At 68.2% G+C, this 17,065-nt stretch carries 19 protein-coding genes; 11 read left to right on the top strand and 8 right to left on the bottom strand.

Annotated elements, in window-relative coordinates; translation table 11 throughout:
- Positions 1–45: 45 nt before the first annotated feature.
- The 4 genes from QM841_RS08020 to QM841_RS08005 form a co-directional block, all read right to left on the bottom strand.
- Positions 46–3,228, bottom strand: a complete 3,183-nt coding sequence (locus QM841_RS08020) for an NAD-glutamate dehydrogenase domain-containing protein (RefSeq protein ID WP_283331525.1) — start codon at positions 3,226–3,228, stop codon at positions 46–48.
- A 149-nt stretch (positions 3,229–3,377) separates the two neighbouring features.
- Positions 3,378–4,541 (bottom strand): MFS transporter, encoded by a 1,164-nt coding sequence (locus QM841_RS08015; protein ID WP_283331604.1) that lies wholly within the window; start codon positions 4,539–4,541, stop codon positions 3,378–3,380.
- 1 nt (position 4,542) lies between these two features.
- Complete coding sequence (locus QM841_RS08010) at positions 4,543–5,007, bottom strand: hypothetical protein (RefSeq protein WP_283331524.1); 465 nt, start codon at positions 5,005–5,007, stop codon at positions 4,543–4,545.
- A gap of 14 nt (positions 5,008–5,021) precedes the next feature.
- The gene (locus tag QM841_RS08005) at positions 5,022–5,951 is read right to left on the bottom strand and encodes an AEC family transporter (RefSeq protein WP_283331523.1); all 930 of its coding nucleotides are present in this window, start codon (positions 5,949–5,951) and stop codon (positions 5,022–5,024) included.
- A gap of 141 nt (positions 5,952–6,092) precedes the next feature.
- On the opposite strand from QM841_RS08005, the gene QM841_RS08000 reads away from it, so the two are divergent.
- The 3 genes from QM841_RS08000 (at position 6,093) to QM841_RS07990 (ending at position 8,282) form a co-directional block, all read left to right on the top strand.
- Positions 6,093–7,145, top strand: a complete 1,053-nt coding sequence (locus QM841_RS08000; protein WP_283331522.1) for a serine hydrolase domain-containing protein — start codon at positions 6,093–6,095, stop codon at positions 7,143–7,145.
- A gap of 80 nt (positions 7,146–7,225) precedes the next feature.
- Positions 7,226–7,615, top strand: a complete 390-nt coding sequence (locus QM841_RS07995; RefSeq protein WP_283331521.1) for a DUF6153 family protein — start codon at positions 7,226–7,228, stop codon at positions 7,613–7,615.
- 70 nt (positions 7,616–7,685) lie between these two features.
- Positions 7,686–8,282, top strand: coding sequence for a DUF305 domain-containing protein (locus QM841_RS07990; RefSeq protein ID WP_283331520.1), 597 nt, complete (start codon positions 7,686–7,688; stop codon positions 8,280–8,282).
- Between the two features lie 61 nt (positions 8,283–8,343).
- Here QM841_RS07990 and rpsR read toward each other — a convergent pair whose 3' ends face one another.
- From rpsR to rpmB, 4 genes are read right to left on the bottom strand one after another with little or no spacing between them, the layout of a single operon-like run.
- A complete protein-coding gene (gene rpsR, locus QM841_RS07985; RefSeq protein ID WP_009478875.1) occupies positions 8,344–8,598 on the bottom strand; it encodes a 30S ribosomal protein S18 in 255 nt (84 codons plus the stop codon).
- A 9-nt stretch (positions 8,599–8,607) separates the two neighbouring features.
- Complete coding sequence (rpsN, locus tag QM841_RS07980) at positions 8,608–8,913, bottom strand: 30S ribosomal protein S14 (RefSeq protein WP_283331519.1); 306 nt, start codon at positions 8,911–8,913, stop codon at positions 8,608–8,610.
- 12 nt (positions 8,914–8,925) lie between these two features.
- On the bottom strand, positions 8,926–9,093 hold the full coding sequence (rpmG, locus tag QM841_RS07975; protein ID WP_283331518.1) for a 50S ribosomal protein L33: 168 nt from the start codon (positions 9,091–9,093) through the stop codon (positions 8,926–8,928).
- On the bottom strand, positions 9,093–9,329 hold the full coding sequence (gene rpmB / locus QM841_RS07970) for a 50S ribosomal protein L28 (RefSeq protein ID WP_105413351.1): 237 nt from the start codon (positions 9,327–9,329) through the stop codon (positions 9,093–9,095). The genes rpmG and rpmB overlap by 1 nt, the downstream gene beginning before the upstream one ends.
- Positions 9,330–9,455: 126 nt before the next feature.
- Here rpmB and mrf point away from each other — a divergent pair, with 126 nt between their 5' ends.
- The 8 genes from mrf (at position 9,456) to QM841_RS07930 (ending at position 16,214) form a co-directional block, all read left to right on the top strand.
- Entirely contained in the window at positions 9,456–10,694 is a 1,239-nt protein-coding gene (gene mrf / locus QM841_RS07965) for a ribosome hibernation factor-recruiting GTPase MRF (RefSeq protein ID WP_283331517.1), read from the top strand.
- On the top strand, positions 10,691–10,945 hold the full coding sequence (locus tag QM841_RS07960) for a type B 50S ribosomal protein L31 (RefSeq protein WP_280784079.1): 255 nt from the start codon (positions 10,691–10,693) through the stop codon (positions 10,943–10,945). The genes mrf and QM841_RS07960 overlap by 4 nt, the downstream gene beginning before the upstream one ends.
- A gap of 64 nt (positions 10,946–11,009) precedes the next feature.
- A complete protein-coding gene (gene rpmF / locus QM841_RS07955) occupies positions 11,010–11,183 on the top strand; it encodes a 50S ribosomal protein L32 (protein WP_005259908.1) in 174 nt (57 codons plus the stop codon).
- A 24-nt stretch (positions 11,184–11,207) separates the two neighbouring features.
- Complete coding sequence (locus QM841_RS07950) at positions 11,208–11,816, top strand: trimeric intracellular cation channel family protein (RefSeq protein ID WP_005238652.1); 609 nt, start codon at positions 11,208–11,210, stop codon at positions 11,814–11,816.
- Between the two features lie 68 nt (positions 11,817–11,884).
- Positions 11,885–12,571 (top strand): response regulator transcription factor, encoded by a 687-nt coding sequence (locus tag QM841_RS07945; RefSeq protein ID WP_005238656.1) that lies wholly within the window; start codon positions 11,885–11,887, stop codon positions 12,569–12,571.
- Complete coding sequence (locus QM841_RS07940) at positions 12,571–14,046, top strand: HAMP domain-containing sensor histidine kinase (protein WP_283331516.1); 1,476 nt, start codon at positions 12,571–12,573, stop codon at positions 14,044–14,046. The genes QM841_RS07945 and QM841_RS07940 overlap by 1 nt, the downstream gene beginning before the upstream one ends.
- 123 nt (positions 14,047–14,169) lie before the next feature.
- Positions 14,170–15,654: a S1C family serine protease gene (locus tag QM841_RS07935; RefSeq protein WP_283331515.1), complete on the top strand. Its 1,485-nt coding sequence runs from the start codon at positions 14,170–14,172 to the stop codon at positions 15,652–15,654.
- Entirely contained in the window at positions 15,654–16,214 is a 561-nt protein-coding gene (locus QM841_RS07930; protein WP_005567398.1) for a MogA/MoaB family molybdenum cofactor biosynthesis protein, read from the top strand. Before QM841_RS07935 ends, QM841_RS07930 begins: the two co-directional genes overlap by 1 nt.
- Positions 16,215–17,065: the final 851 nt, after the last annotated feature.

Raw genomic sequence — 17,065 nt, 5'->3', positions numbered from 1 at the left:
GCTCCTTTGGTTGAAGTGCTGACGGATTCGTGAAAGGTGGTTCGGTTAGCAGCGGGTGAGCGCGAGCGACAGTTCGGCGTCGATGACGCAGATGCTCGAGTTGTCCACGCGGTCGTGGCTCCGCAGCTCGCCGAGCATCTGGGCCAGGCGGTCCGCGGCGGTGGTGTGTTCGGTCAGCCAGTCGGCGACGGCGTCGGCGGCGGACGTCGCGGGCGAGGCGTCGCGCAACACCAGTCCGATCAGGCCGTGCCAGTGCTCCTGCAGGTTGTCGACGAGGACGGCACCCGCCATCGCCTCCCAGTAGGCGGTCCCGGTCTCGCCGACGGAGAACCGTTCCGACAGCCAGTCGAGGCCCACCACGCGGCCGAATTCGCGGTACGTCTCGGCGACCTGGGTGATCGGCAGGTCGAGCGCCTGCGCCGTGGTCTCCAGCGCGAAGCCCTGCGCCAGGATCCGCAGCGTGCCCAGGTCCTGGGCGGGCGCACCGGTGAGGCGCGGCAGTGCCGCGGCGAGTTCCTGGACCGGCTTCGCGAAGCGCTCGATCAACTGCTGCGCATCCGTGCCAGCGGTGCGATGCCGCAGCAGCCACGACGTGGTGCGCTCGATCAGGTCCTGGATGCCGAAGTGCAGGTTCAGCCGGGTCCGGTGGGACGCGCCGGGCAGGGTGAGGACCTCGTTCCACAGGCGGTCGATGTCGAACACCTGCCGCACCACCGCGTACGCGACGGTGATCTCGGGGGTGCCGACGCCGAGCCGCTCCTCGAGGCGGTGGATCAGGCCGGGTCCGACACGGTCGATCATGTCGCCGGCCACGATCACGGCCACGATCTCCCGGGCGAGCCGGTGACCGCTGATCTGCTGGGGGACGCGTTCGCGGATGGACGCCGGGAAGTAGTCGGCGAGAACACCGTCGAACACGGCGTCGTCGAGCACGGGGGAGGCGAGCAGTTCGGTGACGACGAGGTTCTTCGACTGTGCGAGCAGAACCGCGATCTCCGGCCGGACCAATCCCTGGCCCGCGCGGTGCCGGGCGGACAGTTCCGCCGCCGACGGCAGCACCTCCGCGGCCCGGCTGATCCCCGCGTCGCGCTCGAGGTTCTCGATCAGCCGCTCGTGGCGTCCGAGCAGGAACGGTGCGTGGACCTCGGCGAGGCTGATGGCGAGGGTCTGGGAGGCGGCGTCGGCGAGCACCGATTCACCGATCTCGTCCTGGACGCGGGCGAGCAGCGTGTTCCGTTCCGCCGCGGGCAGTTCGCCCGCCGCCACCGCCGCGTCCAGCGCGACCTTCAGGTTCACTTCCCGATCCGACGTGGCGACGCCGGTGGCGTTGTCGATGAAGTCGGCGTTGATCCGGCCGCCGTTCAGCGCGTACTCGATGCGGGCGCGCTGCGTGAGGCCGAGGTTGCCGCCCTCGCCGATGACCGCGGCGCGCACGTCGCTCGCCTCCACCCGGACGGCGTCGTTGGCCGGGTCCGCGGCGTCGGCGTGTCCCTCGGTGGAAGCCTTGACGTACGTGCCGATTCCGCCGTTCCACAGCAGATCCACGTCCGCGGTCAGCAGCGCCTTCACCACCTCGTGCGGGGGCAGTTCGGTGGCGGTGACGCCGAGGCGTTCCCGCACCTGCGGCGACAGCGGGATCTTCTTCACCGTCCGCGGCCACACGCCGCCACCCGCCGAGACGAGGCTCCGGTCGTAATCGTCCCAGCTGCTGCCGGGCACGGACGCGAGGCGCTCGCGCTCGCGGTAGGACGCCTCGGAATCCGGTTCGGGATCGAGGAAGATGTGCCGGTGGTCGAACGCGCCGACCAACCGGATGGCGCGGCTGAGCAGCATGCCGTTGCCGAACACGTCGCCGGACATGTCGCCGATGCCGACCACCGTGAACGCGTCGGTGTCGACGTTCTTGCCCATCTCCGCGAAATGCCTGCGGACGGAAACCCATCCGCCGCGCGCCGTGATACCCATCGCCTTGTGGTCGTAGCCGGCGGAGCCGCCGGACGCGAACGCGTCGCCGAGCCAGAAGCCGCGACGCGTCGCGATGCTGTTGGCCAGGTCGGAGAACCGGGCCGTGCCCTTGTCGGCGGCCACCACCAGATACGGGTCGGCGTCGTCGTAGATCACCGTGTCGCGGGGGTGGACGACCTCGCCGTCGACGATGTCGTCGGTGACGTCGAGCAGTCCGTCGATGAAACTTGTGTACGCCGCCCGGACCGCGTCGGGTGTCGTCTCGGTGCGCACCACGAACGCGCCCTTCGCGCCCATCGGAACGATCAGCGAGTTCTTCACGTGCTGCGTCTTCATCAGACCCAGAACCTCGGTGCGGAAGTCGTCCTTGCGGTCCGACCACCGCAGTCCGCCGCGCGAGACCGGACCGCTGCGGACGTGGCTGCCCTCGACGATCGGCGAATGCACGAAGATCTCGCGGTACGGGGTCACGGCCGCGGACAGTGATAGCAGCGACGGGTCGATCTTGAACGCGGCGGGGGCGGCGCTGATGGTGCGGTCGTGCTGGAACCAGTTGGTGCGCAGCACCGCCGACGTGAACGACAGCAGGCCGCGGAGCAGACGGTCCTCGTCCAGCGTCGCGGTGCGGTCGATCGCGTCGAGCAGCACGCGCTCCGCGTCCGCGACGGCGCTGTCGCGGTCGGGGCCGGTGACGGCGGGATCGAAACGGGCGGTGAACAGGTCGCGGAATCCGCGCACGAAATCGCTGTGCCGCAACAGGATCGCCACGATATTGGGTTCCGACAGTCCCAGCCCCACCTGACGGAGGTAGCGGCAAGCCGCCCGGACCAGGACGGCGTCCATCCACGTCAGGTTCGCCGCGGCGACGAGGCGGGTGAATCCGTCGACCTCCAGATGTCCGGCGGCCGCAGCCTCGAACGCATCGGACAGCAGGCCCGGAGTTTCGGCGTCCCAGGCGAAGTCGCCGGTGCTGAAGTCGAAGCGGTGAACCAGCGGGCTGCCGGGCTCGCCCGCGGGCAGCTGTTCGTGGGACGCGACCCGCAACCCGAGGTCCGCGAACAGCGCGACCAACTCGGCGAGCAACGGGGTGCCCTGCGGCCAGACCATGACGGCGGCCGGCTCGGGCAGTGCATCCGCGGTGTCGACGAATCGCAGCCGCGGAGTGGTTCCTCCGGACGCCAGGACCGCGCTCGACACGGCGGCCTCGTCCTGGCGTGGACGGGGTGTGTCGGTCGTGCTCGGAATGACACCGGTATAGCTCATCGTGTGGCTCCTGACCCCTGATCTGGCAAACGCGTGACTTGGGAACCAGTGTGTCGAGAAGAGACGCACGCCACATCCGACGAAGTGGAGCGTCGTACGGCGACGGACGCGACGTTTCGGAGCCGTGAGTACTTGTTAACCGCCCGCGGTTAACAAGTACTCACGGCTCGCCAGGTGGAGACCGCTGCGGTGCCGAGCAGTCCGCCGGTGATCACGAAGATCGACGACGTGCCCGCGACCCCCGCCGCGGCGCCTGCGGCCAGCGGAATCAGTACCTGCCCGAGCCGGTTGCCGGTCAGGCGCAGCGACAACGCGGCGGCCCTGTTGGCGGCGGTGACGAGCCCGGCCACCCAGGTCATCGTCAGTGGTTGACCGATGCCCCAGAAGAATCCGGCCACGACGAGGAGCAGCGCCATCCAGACCGGGTCGGGCACGAACGGCAGCAGGGCGGTGGGCAGCGCCGAGCACAGCGTGGCGGAGATCAGCAGCTTCTGCCGCGACACCCGGGTGAGCAGCCACGGCAGGAACGCGCGCGACACTATCGACGCCGCGGTCCGCGCGGTCAGCAACAACGACACCAGCAGAACGCTGAAACCGAACTCGTGCCCGAGGACGGGGAGGTACGCGACGACGACGTCGACCGACGCCAGCACGATCAGACTGCTGAACACGGCCGGCCGCATCCCGGTCGTCGAGATCATGCTGAACACGGACTGCCGGTCGCCGGGCGACGGCGGCTCCGCTGCTTGCGGGCGTTCGCGTACCGGCCAGGCGAACGGGACCGCGGCCAGCGACACCACACCCATCACCGTCAACGCCAGAGTGGTTTCGACGACGCCGCCGTCCGAGCTTCCCGCCGCGATCAGCCCGACGAGCGGGACACCGACCGCCTGGCCGATCGAGACGCCGAGCGTCAATCCGGCGAAACCCCGGTCCAGCTCACCGGGTGGGGACAGCAGCGTGATGAACCCCTGCGCGGCGACGGTCACGAGGATCTGGCCGAACCCCAGGATCACGTTGCCGAGGCCGAGGACGATCAGGTCGCCGCTCATGGCGATCACCAGGACACCCAGCGATGTCAGCACCACGCCGGTCCGCAGGACCGCGGCGGCGTGCCGACGGTCGACGGCGCGTCCGATCCGGACCGCGACGAGCAGCGGTGCCAGCGAGAACAGGGCGGTGACGATGCCGATCGTGACGGCGTCGCCGCCGAGCGCGAGGACGCGGTAGGAGACGAGAACGCGGACAGCGTGATAGACGGCCTGGAGGAGAGCAGTGGCAACGCAGACGTTGAGGAACCAGTGCTTCACCAGGTCATCCGTTGATCACCTGGCGATCGCCGAGCGGCGCCTGCAACGGGACTTCGAGGGTGCCGAACACGGCGACGAGAATGCACATCTTGTCGGCGGCCTCCGGGAGGGTGCCGGTGCGCAGCGAGATCGTGACGGTGGTGTCGGTCTCGGTGACGGTCGCGTCGGCGCCGTAACACTCCGGGGTCCCGGTGACGAAGTGGATCGCCACCGTGTTGCCGTCAGCGCGGGACCACGACTCGAATGGCGTCGGATTCGCCCGGACGATGTCGGGGCGCGACTCGAAGACGGTGCCGAACTCGTCGCCGGGCACTTCGGAGGGAATCGGCATCCCCGTCGACGGATTGGTGGGGCTGGGATCCACTGCGGACGCGATCTCCGGGGGAATCGTCGGTTCGTCGGTGCTCGAACCGGACCCGCATCCGGCGAGGGCGAGGCAGGCCAGCACTGCGAGGGCGATTACGCGCATATGCCACGGTAACCTCATCCCGCGAGCAGGCCGGAGACCAGCGCAATCCCCGGAATCGCGGCCAAAGTGGTGATGAAAGCCGTGTCTCGCGCCAGCACCGTTCCGACCCCGTACCGGCTGGCGTAGACGAAGACGTTCTGGGCCGTGGGCAGCGTCGCCACCACCACGATGGCGAAAAGTTCGTGGCCTTCGAGCCCGAGCAGATAGCGCGCCATCAGGTAGGCCAGCACCGGTTGCACCACGATCTTGAGCACCGACGCCAGCGCGACGTCGCGTCGCGGGCTCGTCCCCTTCTCCAGCACCCGCACCCCGTACAGCGAAATGCCGAACGCGAGCAGTGCACCCGGCACCGACGCGCCACCCATGAGCCGGAACGGCTGCATCAGGGCTTCCGGAGGTGTCCAGCCGAGGAGCGCGATCAGCAGTCCCGCGGCACCCGCCAGGACGATCGGGTTCTTGAACGGTGCGGTGATCGTGTCGAGTCGCGACGCGCCCCGTCGGAGCGTGGTGACGTCGAGGATGGTGAGGGCGATGGGGGAGTACGCGATGATCTGGAACAGCAGCAGCGGCGCCACGAACGACGCGTCCCCCAGCACGAACACGGCGATGGGTATGCCGAGATTCGCGGAGTTCACGTAGGACGCCGACAGTGCGCCGATCGTCAGTTCCGGAAGGGACCTGCGTAGCCACACTCTCGCGACGACCATGTACAGTGCGCCGACCGTCAATGCCGTGACAGCCGCGACGGCCAGAGTGGGCGAGAAGATCACCGAGAGGTCGGACGATGCGAGCGAATCGAACAGCAGCGCCGGTGTGGCGACGAAGAACACCAGCCTGCCCAGGACGGTTTCGCCCTCCGCACCCAGCGTCCCGCGACGGCCGAGCAGGTAGCCGATCGCAATGATCACGAATATGACGGTGAATCCCGCAACCACTCCCGACACGCTGCGGGGCACCTCCTCGACAGGTAAGCCTCCTGTCGGCAAACCTTCCGAAGTCTAGTGCTCGGCGTTCGGGTGGGTGACAATAGCCTCCGGTCGGGGAGATCGTCTGTGCGCGCGTTCCGCCGCGCGCGAGGAGCCGCAATGCTGCGTCGAACGACCGTCCTCTGTGCGCTGTTCTGCGCGTGGACCCTCGCCTGGGGTGCCGCTCCCGTGGCGTCGGCGCTGGCTCCGCCGTCGAGTGGGGATCCGAACCTGATCGCGCTCGCCGGGCAGGTGCTCGGGCGCAGCTACCGCGAGAACGCGAGCGTCGCGTACATCGACGCGTCCGGTACCCGGTTCGCGAATTTCGGGGCCAACGAGGCCACCGACTTCGAGATCGGTTCCGTCACCAAGACGTTCACCGCGGAACTGTTCGTCGACGCCGTCGCCCGGGGTGAGGTGCGTGAGAGCACGAAGGTCGGAGATGTGCTGCCGTTGCAGGGCGCACCGGTCGGCGACGTGACGCTGCTCGAGCTGGCGTCCCACACGTCCGGGCTGGCGCAGTTCCCGATGAGCACGGACACCGTGGTGGCCGTCGGGCACTGGGTGGTCGCGTCCAACCCGTTCACCTACGACCGGGACACCCTGCTGCAGCAACTGCAGTCGGCGCCGCTCACGACCCGCGGCACGTACTCGTACTCGACCGTCGGCTTCGCGCTGCTCGGCCAGGCGCTGGCCGCGGCCGCGCACACCGACTACCCGTCGCTGCTCCGCGAGCGCATGCTCGTCCCCCTCGGGCTGTCGCAGTCGTGGATGCCGCTCACCGCCGCCGACCTGCCTCCGAACGTCACCCGCGGATTCGACGTCTTGCACAGGTCGCAGGACCCGTGGCCGCTGGACGCCTACGCCCCGGCCGGCGGATTGCGGTCCACCGCGAACGACATGTCGAGGTACGTCCGGGCGCTCCTCGACGGGACGGTCCCCGGCGCCGCGGCCATGGACCCGCGGTGGATCGGCGACAACTACCGCGCGCTGACGTGGTCGATCGTCCCGTTCGAAGGTCGCGAGTACACGCTGCACGGTGGCGCGACCGGTGGTTTCCAGTGCACCGTCGTGCTCGACCGCGAGAAAGACCGCGGGCTCGTCATCCTTACCGACACCATCGGCGGACTCGAGCAGCAGGGTCTGGAGATCCTCGCCCACACCCCGATGTGAGTGTTTTCGCGTCCCGGGGCACACATTGTCACTCACGTGCCTGGGTACCCCCGCTGGGTATGTCCGGTTACAGTGGTCGTGTGGAGACGGGAACCGGGCGGACGCGCACAGTCGTGGCGCGTGCCGCGCTGCTGATCGCCGTCGCTGCCGGGGTGCTCCTCATGCACAGTCTGATCGCGCCGACCGCGATCGCCGCGGCGCACGAGCAGTCCTCGGTCACCGAATCTCACGCCGAAGACCCCCACGGTTGCGGCGGGGACGGTTGCGAGCAACCCCATCTCACCGGACATCAGTGTGCCGGCGTGATCGTGGTGATCGCCGCACTGACGTCGGTGATGTTGCTGTGGTGGCACTCCGTGGATCCCGCCGCGCGACGGTCGCGGGTGAGCGCCGACCGTGTGCAGTCGGGGCGCGGACCACCACCGTGGACGGTGCTTTCTTTGGCGGAACTCTCGATTCTGCGGGTGTGACAGGGAGCCCGGGGCGTGTGCCCCGGCGGATCCGACTGTCATTTCCCGAATCGACCTCGAGGAGTTCCTCATGCGTACCAGCACCATCATTGCCCTGATCGCCGCCGCGGCAGGCGCGGCTCTCGTACTGGCCGGCTGCGGCACCGACTCGGCAGGCACCTCGTCGACGCCCGGCGCCTCGACATCCGCCGTCGAATCGCAGGCACAGTTCAACGACGCCGACGTCGCGTTCCTGGAAGGGATGTACCCGCATCACGCGCAGGCGGTGGAGATGGCCGACATGGTCTCCGGCCACACCGACAACGCCGACGTGGTCGCTCTCGCCGCAGCGATCAAGGCGGCGCAGCAACCGGAGATGGACCGGATGACCACCTGGCTCCAGCAGTGGGGACAACCGGTTCCGACGACCGACATACCCGGCATGCACGACATGGACCACGGCGACGGAATGATGTCGGCCGATCAGATGGACGCCCTGACGGCATTGTCGGGCACGGAGTTCGACCGGCAATGGCTGACCATGATGATCGAGCACCACGAGGGCGCGATCGACATGGCGAACACCGAACTGGCCGACGGTGAGAACCCGGAGGTCAGGCAGATGGCCACCGACATCGTGACCGCCCAGCAGAAGGAGATCGCCGACATGCAGGCCGCGCTCGGCTGACCGGAATGACGAAAGGCCGCGTAATCCGAGGATTACGCGGCCTTTTCGGTGCCTACGTGAGTTACCGGCTCGTGAAGGGCAGCAGAGCCATCTCGCGAGCGTTCTTGACGGCGACGGCAACCTGACGCTGCTGCTGCGGGGTCAGGCCCGTGACGCGGCGGCTACGGATCTTGCCGCGGTCCGAGATGAACGTGCGGAGGAGGTTGATGTCCTTGTAATCGACGTGCTCGATCTTGGCCGCGAACAACGGGTTCTTCTTGGGCTTGCGGCCCTCGACGGGACGCGGCTTCTTCGACGGTGCTCTCTTGACTGCCATCTGCTTCCTTTACCAGCTCGACTTGTGGACGCCTGGCAGCTCCCCGCGGTGCGCCATCTCGCGAACACGCACGCGAGAGAGCCCGAACTTCCTCAGGTGGCCGCGCGGACGTCCATCCGCAGCGTCTCGATTGCGCAATCGTACCGGACTCGCGTCGCGGGGCAGACGCTGCAGTGCCGCCCGGGCCTCCGCGCGCTCGTCTTCGCTGCTCGACGGACGGCGGATGGTCTCCTTCAGCTCTGCGCGGCGCTCGGCCCAGCGTGCCGCCACGATCTTGCGTTGCTCGTTCTTCGCGATCTTCGACTTCTTCGCCATGTGGGGTGTCTTCTACTTCTCTTCTCGGAAATTGACGTGCTTCCGCACGACCGGGTCGTACTTCTTCATCACGAGACGATCGGGGTCGTTGCGGCGGTTCTTGCGGGTCACGTACGTGTACCCGGTGCCTGCCGTCGACTTCAGCTTCACGATCGGGCGGATCTCGTTGCGGGCGGCCATCAGATCTTTCCCCCGCGGGCGCGGATCCGGGCGACGACGGCCTCGATGCCGTCCCGGTCGATGGTCTTGATGCCCTTGGCGGAGAGCGTGAGGGTGACTCGCCTGCCCTCACTGGGCAGGGCATATGTCTTCTTCTGGATGTTCGGATCCCAGCGCCGGTTGGTGCGCTTGTGGGAGTGCGAGACGGACTTGCCGAATCCTGGCTGGCGTCCGGTCACCTGGCAGTGCGCCGACATGGGCGTTCCTCTCTGTCCTCTCGTGAAACCGCCCCGAGAGGGTGATGACAATCATTTTCGACAACGACGAGTTTCCAATGTAGCGTTCCGTCCACGTAATGACAATCGTTATCGAAAGGGTGCTCCGTGAGTGAGATACTCGACGGCCGGACGCCGCTGATCCTGGTTTCCGGGTGGAACGGCCCCACCGAGGACGCGGCGCGGTCGCTGCTCCGCGAAGGCACCGTCGTCGTGCATCACGACCTCGACCTCGTGCATGAAGGCGTCGTGCGCCGGACCGTCACCACGCTGGAGTCGGGGGCGCCGCGCGAGCGCCTCGGCATCCTCGAACTGGCGCACGGCTGCATCTCCTGCACGCTGCGCGTGGACCTTCTCCCGCTGCTCCGCCGCCTGCACACCCGCAGTTCGGTGCAGCGCATCGTGCTGCACCTCGACCGCCGGCTCGAACCCGAGGCCGTGTGCTGGGCGGTCGAGCACGTGGCGGTGTCCGGCGTGATCGGGCAGATCGACGGTCCCGCCTCGCGGGACGTGCGCGTCGACGGCGTTATCACCTGCCTCGATGCCGGATCGTGGCTGGCCGACGCCACCGGCGACGACGCACTGGACGACGACCGCACCGTCGCGCAGGTCGCAGTCGGGCAGGTGGACTTCGCCGACGCCCTGGTGGTGTCGGGCAATGCAGGCGACGGCTGGCAGCAGGCCCGGCTCCACGCCGTCCTGGCCCGGCTCGCACCGGACGCCCCGATCGTCTGGGACGGGGACGCGCCCGACGTCGAGCGCCTGCTCCTCGACGTCCCGGCCGGCGCGCGGCGCGGTGAGCTGTCCCACGCCCACTCACCACTGCTGCGTGGGCAGCCGCCGCTGTCCCACGACTGCGGCGTCATGCTCGTCGAGTTCACCGCCACCCGGCCGTTCCACCCGGAACGGCTGCACGAGGCCGTCGACGTGCTCCTCGACGGAGTCGTCACGTCTCGCGGCCGCGTGTGGGTCGCGACCCAGCCGGACGAGGCGCTGTGGCTCGAGTCGGCCGGTGGGGGACTGCGGGTGGCCAGTGCCGACCGCTGGCTGGCCGCGATGACCCCGGAAGAACAGGAACAGGTCCCGACTGCACGCCGCGCGATGGCCGCGCTGTGCTGGGACGAGCGCTTCGGCGACCGGCACACGTCGATGGTGGTGCTGGTGCATGCGGCCGACCCCACCGAGATCGACCGCACGCTGCAGTGGGCGCTCGTCACCGACGACGAACTCGCGGACGAGGCGGCCTGGCAGTCGTGGCCCGACCCGTTCGGGCAGTTCCACGAAGACCCCTGCGAGAGCAGCGAATCACCCTACGCAGAACCCGAATCGAGAGAGGGACACGAATGAAGCCCCACATCCACCCCGACTACCACCCCGTGGTGTTCCAGGACGCGAGCACCGGAACGACGTTCCTCACTCGGTCGACGGTGACCAGCGACCGCACCGCCCTTTGGTCGGACGGCAACACCTATCCGCTGGTGGTCGTGGACGTGACCAGCGAGTCCCACCCGTTCTGGACCGGCGCGCAGCGCGTGATGGACACCGCGGGCCGCGTCGAGAAGTTCGAACGCCGCTACGGGGTGCGCCCGCGCCCGTGAGTACTTATCAACCGCAGGTGGTTAATAAGTACTCACAGGTCGACGACGAAGGAGGAGACAGAACATGGCAGTACCGAAACGCAGAATGTCGCGATCCAATACGCGTAGCCGGAGATCGCAGTGGAAGGCCCAGGCGCCCGACCTCGTCGAGGTGACGGTGGGCGGTGCGACGCATCGCGTGCCGCGCCGGCTGGTGAAGGCCGTGAAGCTGGGATTGGTGGACCCGGCCGGGAAGTGACGCTCCTCGTGCGAACCTTGGCGGGTGCTGCTGTACATCCTGGAACTGGTGGGCATCGCGGTGTTCGCGGCCTCGGGCGCCCTGGTGGGGGTGACGAAGCGCCTCGACATCTTCGGTGTGTGCGTGGTCGGTGTCTTCACCGCTCTCGGTGGCGGCATCGTCCGCGACGTCCTGCTGGGCATCCATCCGCCGACGTCGCTGGGTAGCTGGCCGAACCTCGGCACGTCGTTCGGCATGTCGTTGCTGGTGTTCTTCCTGCATTCGACTGTCGGGCGACTCCGCCGGGAGATCCTGGTGCTCGACGCTCTGGGCATGGGCCTGTTCGCGAGCACGGGCGCGGTGATCGCGCTCGACCACGGGGCGAGTCCGCTCGCGTCGTGTCTCATCGGCGGGACGGCGGCGATCGGCGGCGGGATCTTGCGCGACGTGCTGGTGAACGAGGTCCCGTTGCTGCTGCAGCGGGACTTCTACGCGGTGCCGGCGCTGCTCGGGTCGGCGTTGGTGGTCGTGGTGAGCGAGTGGGGTTCGGGCACCGACGTCGCGCTGGTGGTGGGCACGGTGTTCGCGTCGGCGCTGCGGGTGCTGGCGCTGTGGCGGAACTGGGGTCTGCCGGGTCCGCGGGTCCTCGAGTGACCGCCGCCAGGGCACTTCGATGATCCCTTCTCAGACATATCTCAGTTGATCGGGCCAAACTGTCGGGTATGCGCATTTTGGTGGTCGACGACGATCGCGCCGTGAGGGAGTCCTTACGGCGGTCTCTCAGCTTCAACGGATACTCGGTGGAACTGGCCGTCGACGGTATCGATGCTCTCGAGAAGGTGGCGAACGCGCGCCCCGACGCGCTCGTGCTCGATGTGATGATGCCGCGCCTGGACGGTCTCGAGGTGTGCCGACGGCTGCGGAGCACCGGCGACGACCTGCCGATTCTCGTCCTCACGGCGCGCGACTCCGTGTCGGAGCGGGTGTCGGGACTGGACGCCGGAGCCGACGACTACCTGCCGAAACCCTTCGCCCTCGAGGAGTTGCTGGCCCGGCTGCGCGCACTGCTGCGCCGCGCCGCGCCGGAGCCGGGCATCGACTCGGAGAAGATGACGTTCGAGGACCTCACGCTCGACCCCGTCACCCGCGAGGTGACGCGTGGCGAGCGGTCCATCAGCCTCACCCGCACCGAGTTCTCGCTTCTCGAGATGCTGATGGCCAACCCGCGCCGGGTGCTGACCCGCGGCCGCATCCTCGAGGAGGTGTGGGGTTACGACTTCCCGACGTCCGGCAACGCGCTGGAGGTCTACGTCGGGTATCTGCGTCGCAAGACGGAGGCGGACGGTGAGACCCGCCTGCTGCACACCGTCCGCGGAGTCGGCTACGTGCTGCGGGAGACTCCTCCGTGATGGCAGTTCCGTTCCACAAGACCGCCGACAAGTCGGGGGCGAAGCACGACTCGCACCACATTTCCCGGCACCCCACAGGCCCGATCCCGTTACCGCCCGAGATGCGGCCTCCGATGCCGTTGACGCGGTCGGTGTCGTTGCGGTGGCGGGTGACGCTGCTCGCCGCGTCCGTGGTGGCCATCGCGGTGGCCGTCATGGCGATCGCGGCGTACGCCGTGGTGTCGCGGGCTCTGTACGCGGATGTCGACAACCAGTTGCGCACCCGCGCGTCGGCGCTCATCGACAGCAATCTCGTGACGTTCGATCCGCGCTACATCGCGGGCGCGACGCTGTACACGACGGACATCAGTGTGGCGCTGATCTTCCCGGACCTCGACACGTACACACCCCCGGGGTCGAGTGTCCCCATCGGGGAACCCGAACTGGCCGTGGCCCGCGGCGAGCGCGACACGTCGTTGCGGACGGCGGACAATCAGCGGGTGCTGGCCGAGCGCACCCAGGACGGCAGCACGCTGGTGATCGCGCAGCGCCTGGCGCCGACGGGCGCCGTGCTCGACCGGCTCGCCTGGGTGCTGTTCATCGTCGGCGGGTGTGGAGTGGTCCTCGCGGCCGCCGCCGGAACGACGGTGGGGCGCACCGGTCTGCGTCCGATCGCCCGGCTCACCGCTGCCACGGAACGGGTGGCCCGGACCGACGACCTGACACCGATGCCGGTGACGGGCAACGACGAACTCGCCCGGCTCACCGAGAGTTTCAACACGATGCTGAGGGCGCTCGCGGAATCGCGGGAGCGGCAGAGCAGGCTCGTCGCCGACGCCGGACACGAACTGCGGACGCCGCTCACGTCGTTGCGCACCAACATGGAGTTGCTGATCGCGTCGAGTCGTCCTGGCGCACCGCATATTCCGGACGAGGACATGGCCGAACTGCGCACCGATGTGGTGGCGCAGATCGAGGAACTCTCGCAGCTGGTGGGCGACCTCGTGGATCTCGCCCGCGAGGACGCACCGGAAACCGTCTTCGAGAGAGTCGATCTCAGCGAAGTGGTGGATCGCAGTCTCGAGCGGGCACGCCGCCGGCGCAACGAGATCGACTTCACCGCCGTCACCGTTCCCTGGTTCGTCTACGGCGACCACGCGGGACTGTCGCGGGCGGTGCTCAACGTGCTCGACAACGCGGCCAAGTGGAGTCCCACCGGTGAGCAGGTGCGCGTGGCGATGAAGGCGGCAGGCGACGGACTTCTCGAGCTGACGGTCGACGACGCGGGCCCGGGCATTCCGGAGGAGGATCGGGAGCTGGTGTTCGACCGCTTCTACCGGTCGACGGCGTCGCGCTCGATGCCCGGCTCCGGGCTGGGTCTGGCGATCGTCAGGCAGGTGGTGGTCAAGCACGGCGGCACGATCGCCGTCGACGTCTCCGAACGGGGCGGTGCGCTCATCCGGATCGTCCTTCCCGGCGAACCCGAAGCGGAATAGTCTCAGGGTCTCGGCTAACTCCAAGGCCGGTCTCAGGACCTTCTCAGTCCCACCGGGCACTCTCGTACACAGAGACGGTGCGACCGCCCTTTGCGGGCGGTCGCAGGAGATGGAAGTGATGCGATGACCGAAGATCGAAACAGTCACGACGGCAACAGCCGCGACAATGCCGGTGGCGACCCGGGCGCGCGCCCCGATCAGCCTGCCCACCCGCAGGCGGCGCCAGGTCACCACCCGACCGAGCAGTTTCCGGCCACTCCGCAGCACCCCGCGGGAGGCCCGATGGGTCAGCAGGCCTACGGCGCCGGGTACCCCCAGGGCAATCCGTACGGTGCGCCGCACCAGCCCACACAGCAGTTCGGGCAGCCTCAGCACGGCGCTGCGGGACACCCGGGTGCCCAGCACGCGGCCGGGCAGCATGGGGCGCCTCAAGGCCCGTTCCCCGGCCTTCAGGGCCCCGGACAGGTCGGGGAGGGATCGACGGCGACCGCGACCAAGCGTCCCGCCCGCACCGCCATCGTGGTGGGCGCTGTGGCGCTCGCTCTCGTGAGCGGCGGCATTGGCGGCGTCGTGGGCTCCCTGGCAACCGACCGGAACGGCAGCGGCGCCGCGGTGACCAACTCCCTCGACGCCCCCAAGAACAACACCGCGACCCCGGCCGCGAACGCACCGGCGGGTTCGGTGCAGGCCGTCGCGAACAAGGTGGTCCCGAGCGTCGTCCAGATCGAGGTCGCGACGGCCGGCGGTTCCGGTGGAGAAGGATCCGGCATCGTCATCTCGTCCGACGGCATGATCCTCACCAACAATCACGTGGCAGGCGCGGCCGCCAAGGGCGGCAAGCTGACGGTCGCCTTCTCGGACGGCAGCACGGCGGACGCCAAGCTGGTCGGCGCCGACCCGGTGTCCGATCTCGCGGTCATCAAGGTGGACGGCAAGACCGACCTCACTCCGGTCGAGCTGGGAACGTCCGGCAACGTGCAGGTCGGGCAGCAGGTCGTCGCGATCGGGTCGCCCCTCGGCCTGGCCGGGACCGTCACCGAGGGCATCATCTCGGCGCTCAATCGCCCGGTGTCCACCAGCGGTGAGTCCGGCAACCAGAACACCGTCATCGACGCCCTCCAGACGGACGCGGCGATCAACCCGGGCAACTCCGGCGGCGCCCTCGTCAACATGGACGGCCAGCTGATCGGCATCAACACCGCCATCGCGAGCATCGGCGGTTCCGGTGCGGGCGAGCAGAGCGGATCCATCGGACTCGGCTTCGCGATCCCGGTCGACCAGGCCCGGCGCATCGCGGACGAGCTGGTCAAGACAGGCAAGGCCACCCAGGCCGTCATCGGGATCCAGGTCCCGTCGCAGGACGCCGCCAACGGTGCCACCGTCGTCGAGGTCACGTCGGGCAGCCCGGCGGAGAAGGCGGGAATTACGAAGGGGTCGGTGATCACCAAGGTCGACGACCGCGTCATCACCAGTGGTGACGCACTCATCGCCGCCATCCGTTCACACGCACCGGGAGACAATGTGTCCATCACCTACACCGACGGGAACGGATCCAATACCAAGACCGTCGACGTCACGCTCGGAACCGCCGAACAGGGTGGCCGCTGATGAACACGGGGATTCTCGGGCAGGTCGAGTCCGTTCTGAACGGGGCCACTACGGTAGGGACCATGGACATCGAAGCCTCGCTGGCCGGCCGCGCGCTGGTGGTAATCGTCGACGACCGCACCGCTCACGGTGACGGCAAGGACTCCATCGGGCCTCTGGTGACAGAACTGCTGAACGAGGCCGGCTTCATCGTCGACGCCATCGTGGCAGTGGCGGCCGACGAGGTGGAGATCCGCAACGCGCTCAACACCGCCGTCATCGGCGGCGTCGACCTCGTCGTTTCCGTCGGCGGCACCGGCGTGTCGCCGCGTGATGTCGCCCCCGACGTCACGGCCGAGGTCCTCGACCGCGAGATTCCCGGAATCTCGGAGGCCCTCCGGTCTTCGGGTCTCGCCGCCGGTTCGCTGGATGCGGGCCTCTCCCGCGGGCTCGCCGGAGTGTCCGGCAGCACACTCGTGGTAAACCTCGCCTCCTCCCGCGCCGCGGTCCGGGACGGCATGGCCACGCTGACGCCGCTTGCGGCGCACGTAATTTCCGAATTGTCCGGTCTGGAAGGCTGAGACGATTTCTCGTTCCGACGAGCCGGACTCGCCGAGCGAGACCGACGAGCAGGCAGTTCCGAGCCGGGCCCCGATCGACAGGGCCCGGCTCGAACGCGTCTTCGGGGACGTATTCCCCGACACCACCGCGGACGAACGCGAACCCGGGGGAGGGTCCACCGCCGCTGCCGGCGACGAATGGCTGCGCCGTCAGCGCCCCCCACATCACGGCTAGTTACCTTCGAAAGCCTCACCTTAAGCGAATCGTGATCTGCGGTCCCGCTCTTCGATCAGCGTGAGTATTTGTGCTTCCGCCCGGGCGGAATTTCCCCGGCGCGGGGCCGCCTTCAGCGTTCTTTCAGGCATCACATTTCGGTCAGAACAGACATCCTTCGAGCTCGTGAACCGAATGTAAACGTTACCGAACTTAACGTGAACGGCCAGTGAACCTGCTGGTCAAACGGTTGACGAGTGGTCGGAATTCTCTCGCAAATCCCACACGTTGGACACGTTTCCGGGTGTGGCATACATCACGATTCCGTTTCGGCAGGAATTAATTGCTTAGGCAACCACCTGCCGGTTACTGTCCTCGGCGAGTCAGTACTGGAGATGGAGGGCAGGGTCGATGTGCCGTTGCCCAGTCGGAACTCTGACGCTTCGTCAGTGATTTCGTCTTCAGCGCGGTTATCGAGCTGTGATCATCCGTAGTTCACTCTGCGGACATCACAGCTCTGGATACTGCGCTGGGCCCGACATGGACCACTCCTCAGTCTCGAAGGTCGTGACTGGGAACCAGCAGAATCCTGATGAGGGGAACGAATGAGCGAGAACCGAAAGACCGGCCTGCGCCGTGGAGCCCGCATTGCCGGCCT

The organism is Rhodococcus sp. IEGM 1307 (genome assembly GCF_030056915.1).
GTDB lineage: Bacteria > Actinomycetota > Actinomycetes > Mycobacteriales > Mycobacteriaceae > Rhodococcus_F > Rhodococcus_F opacus_D.
Note: the sequence above shows the minus strand (reverse complement) of the source record. Positions and strands in the feature narration are given on the sequence as shown.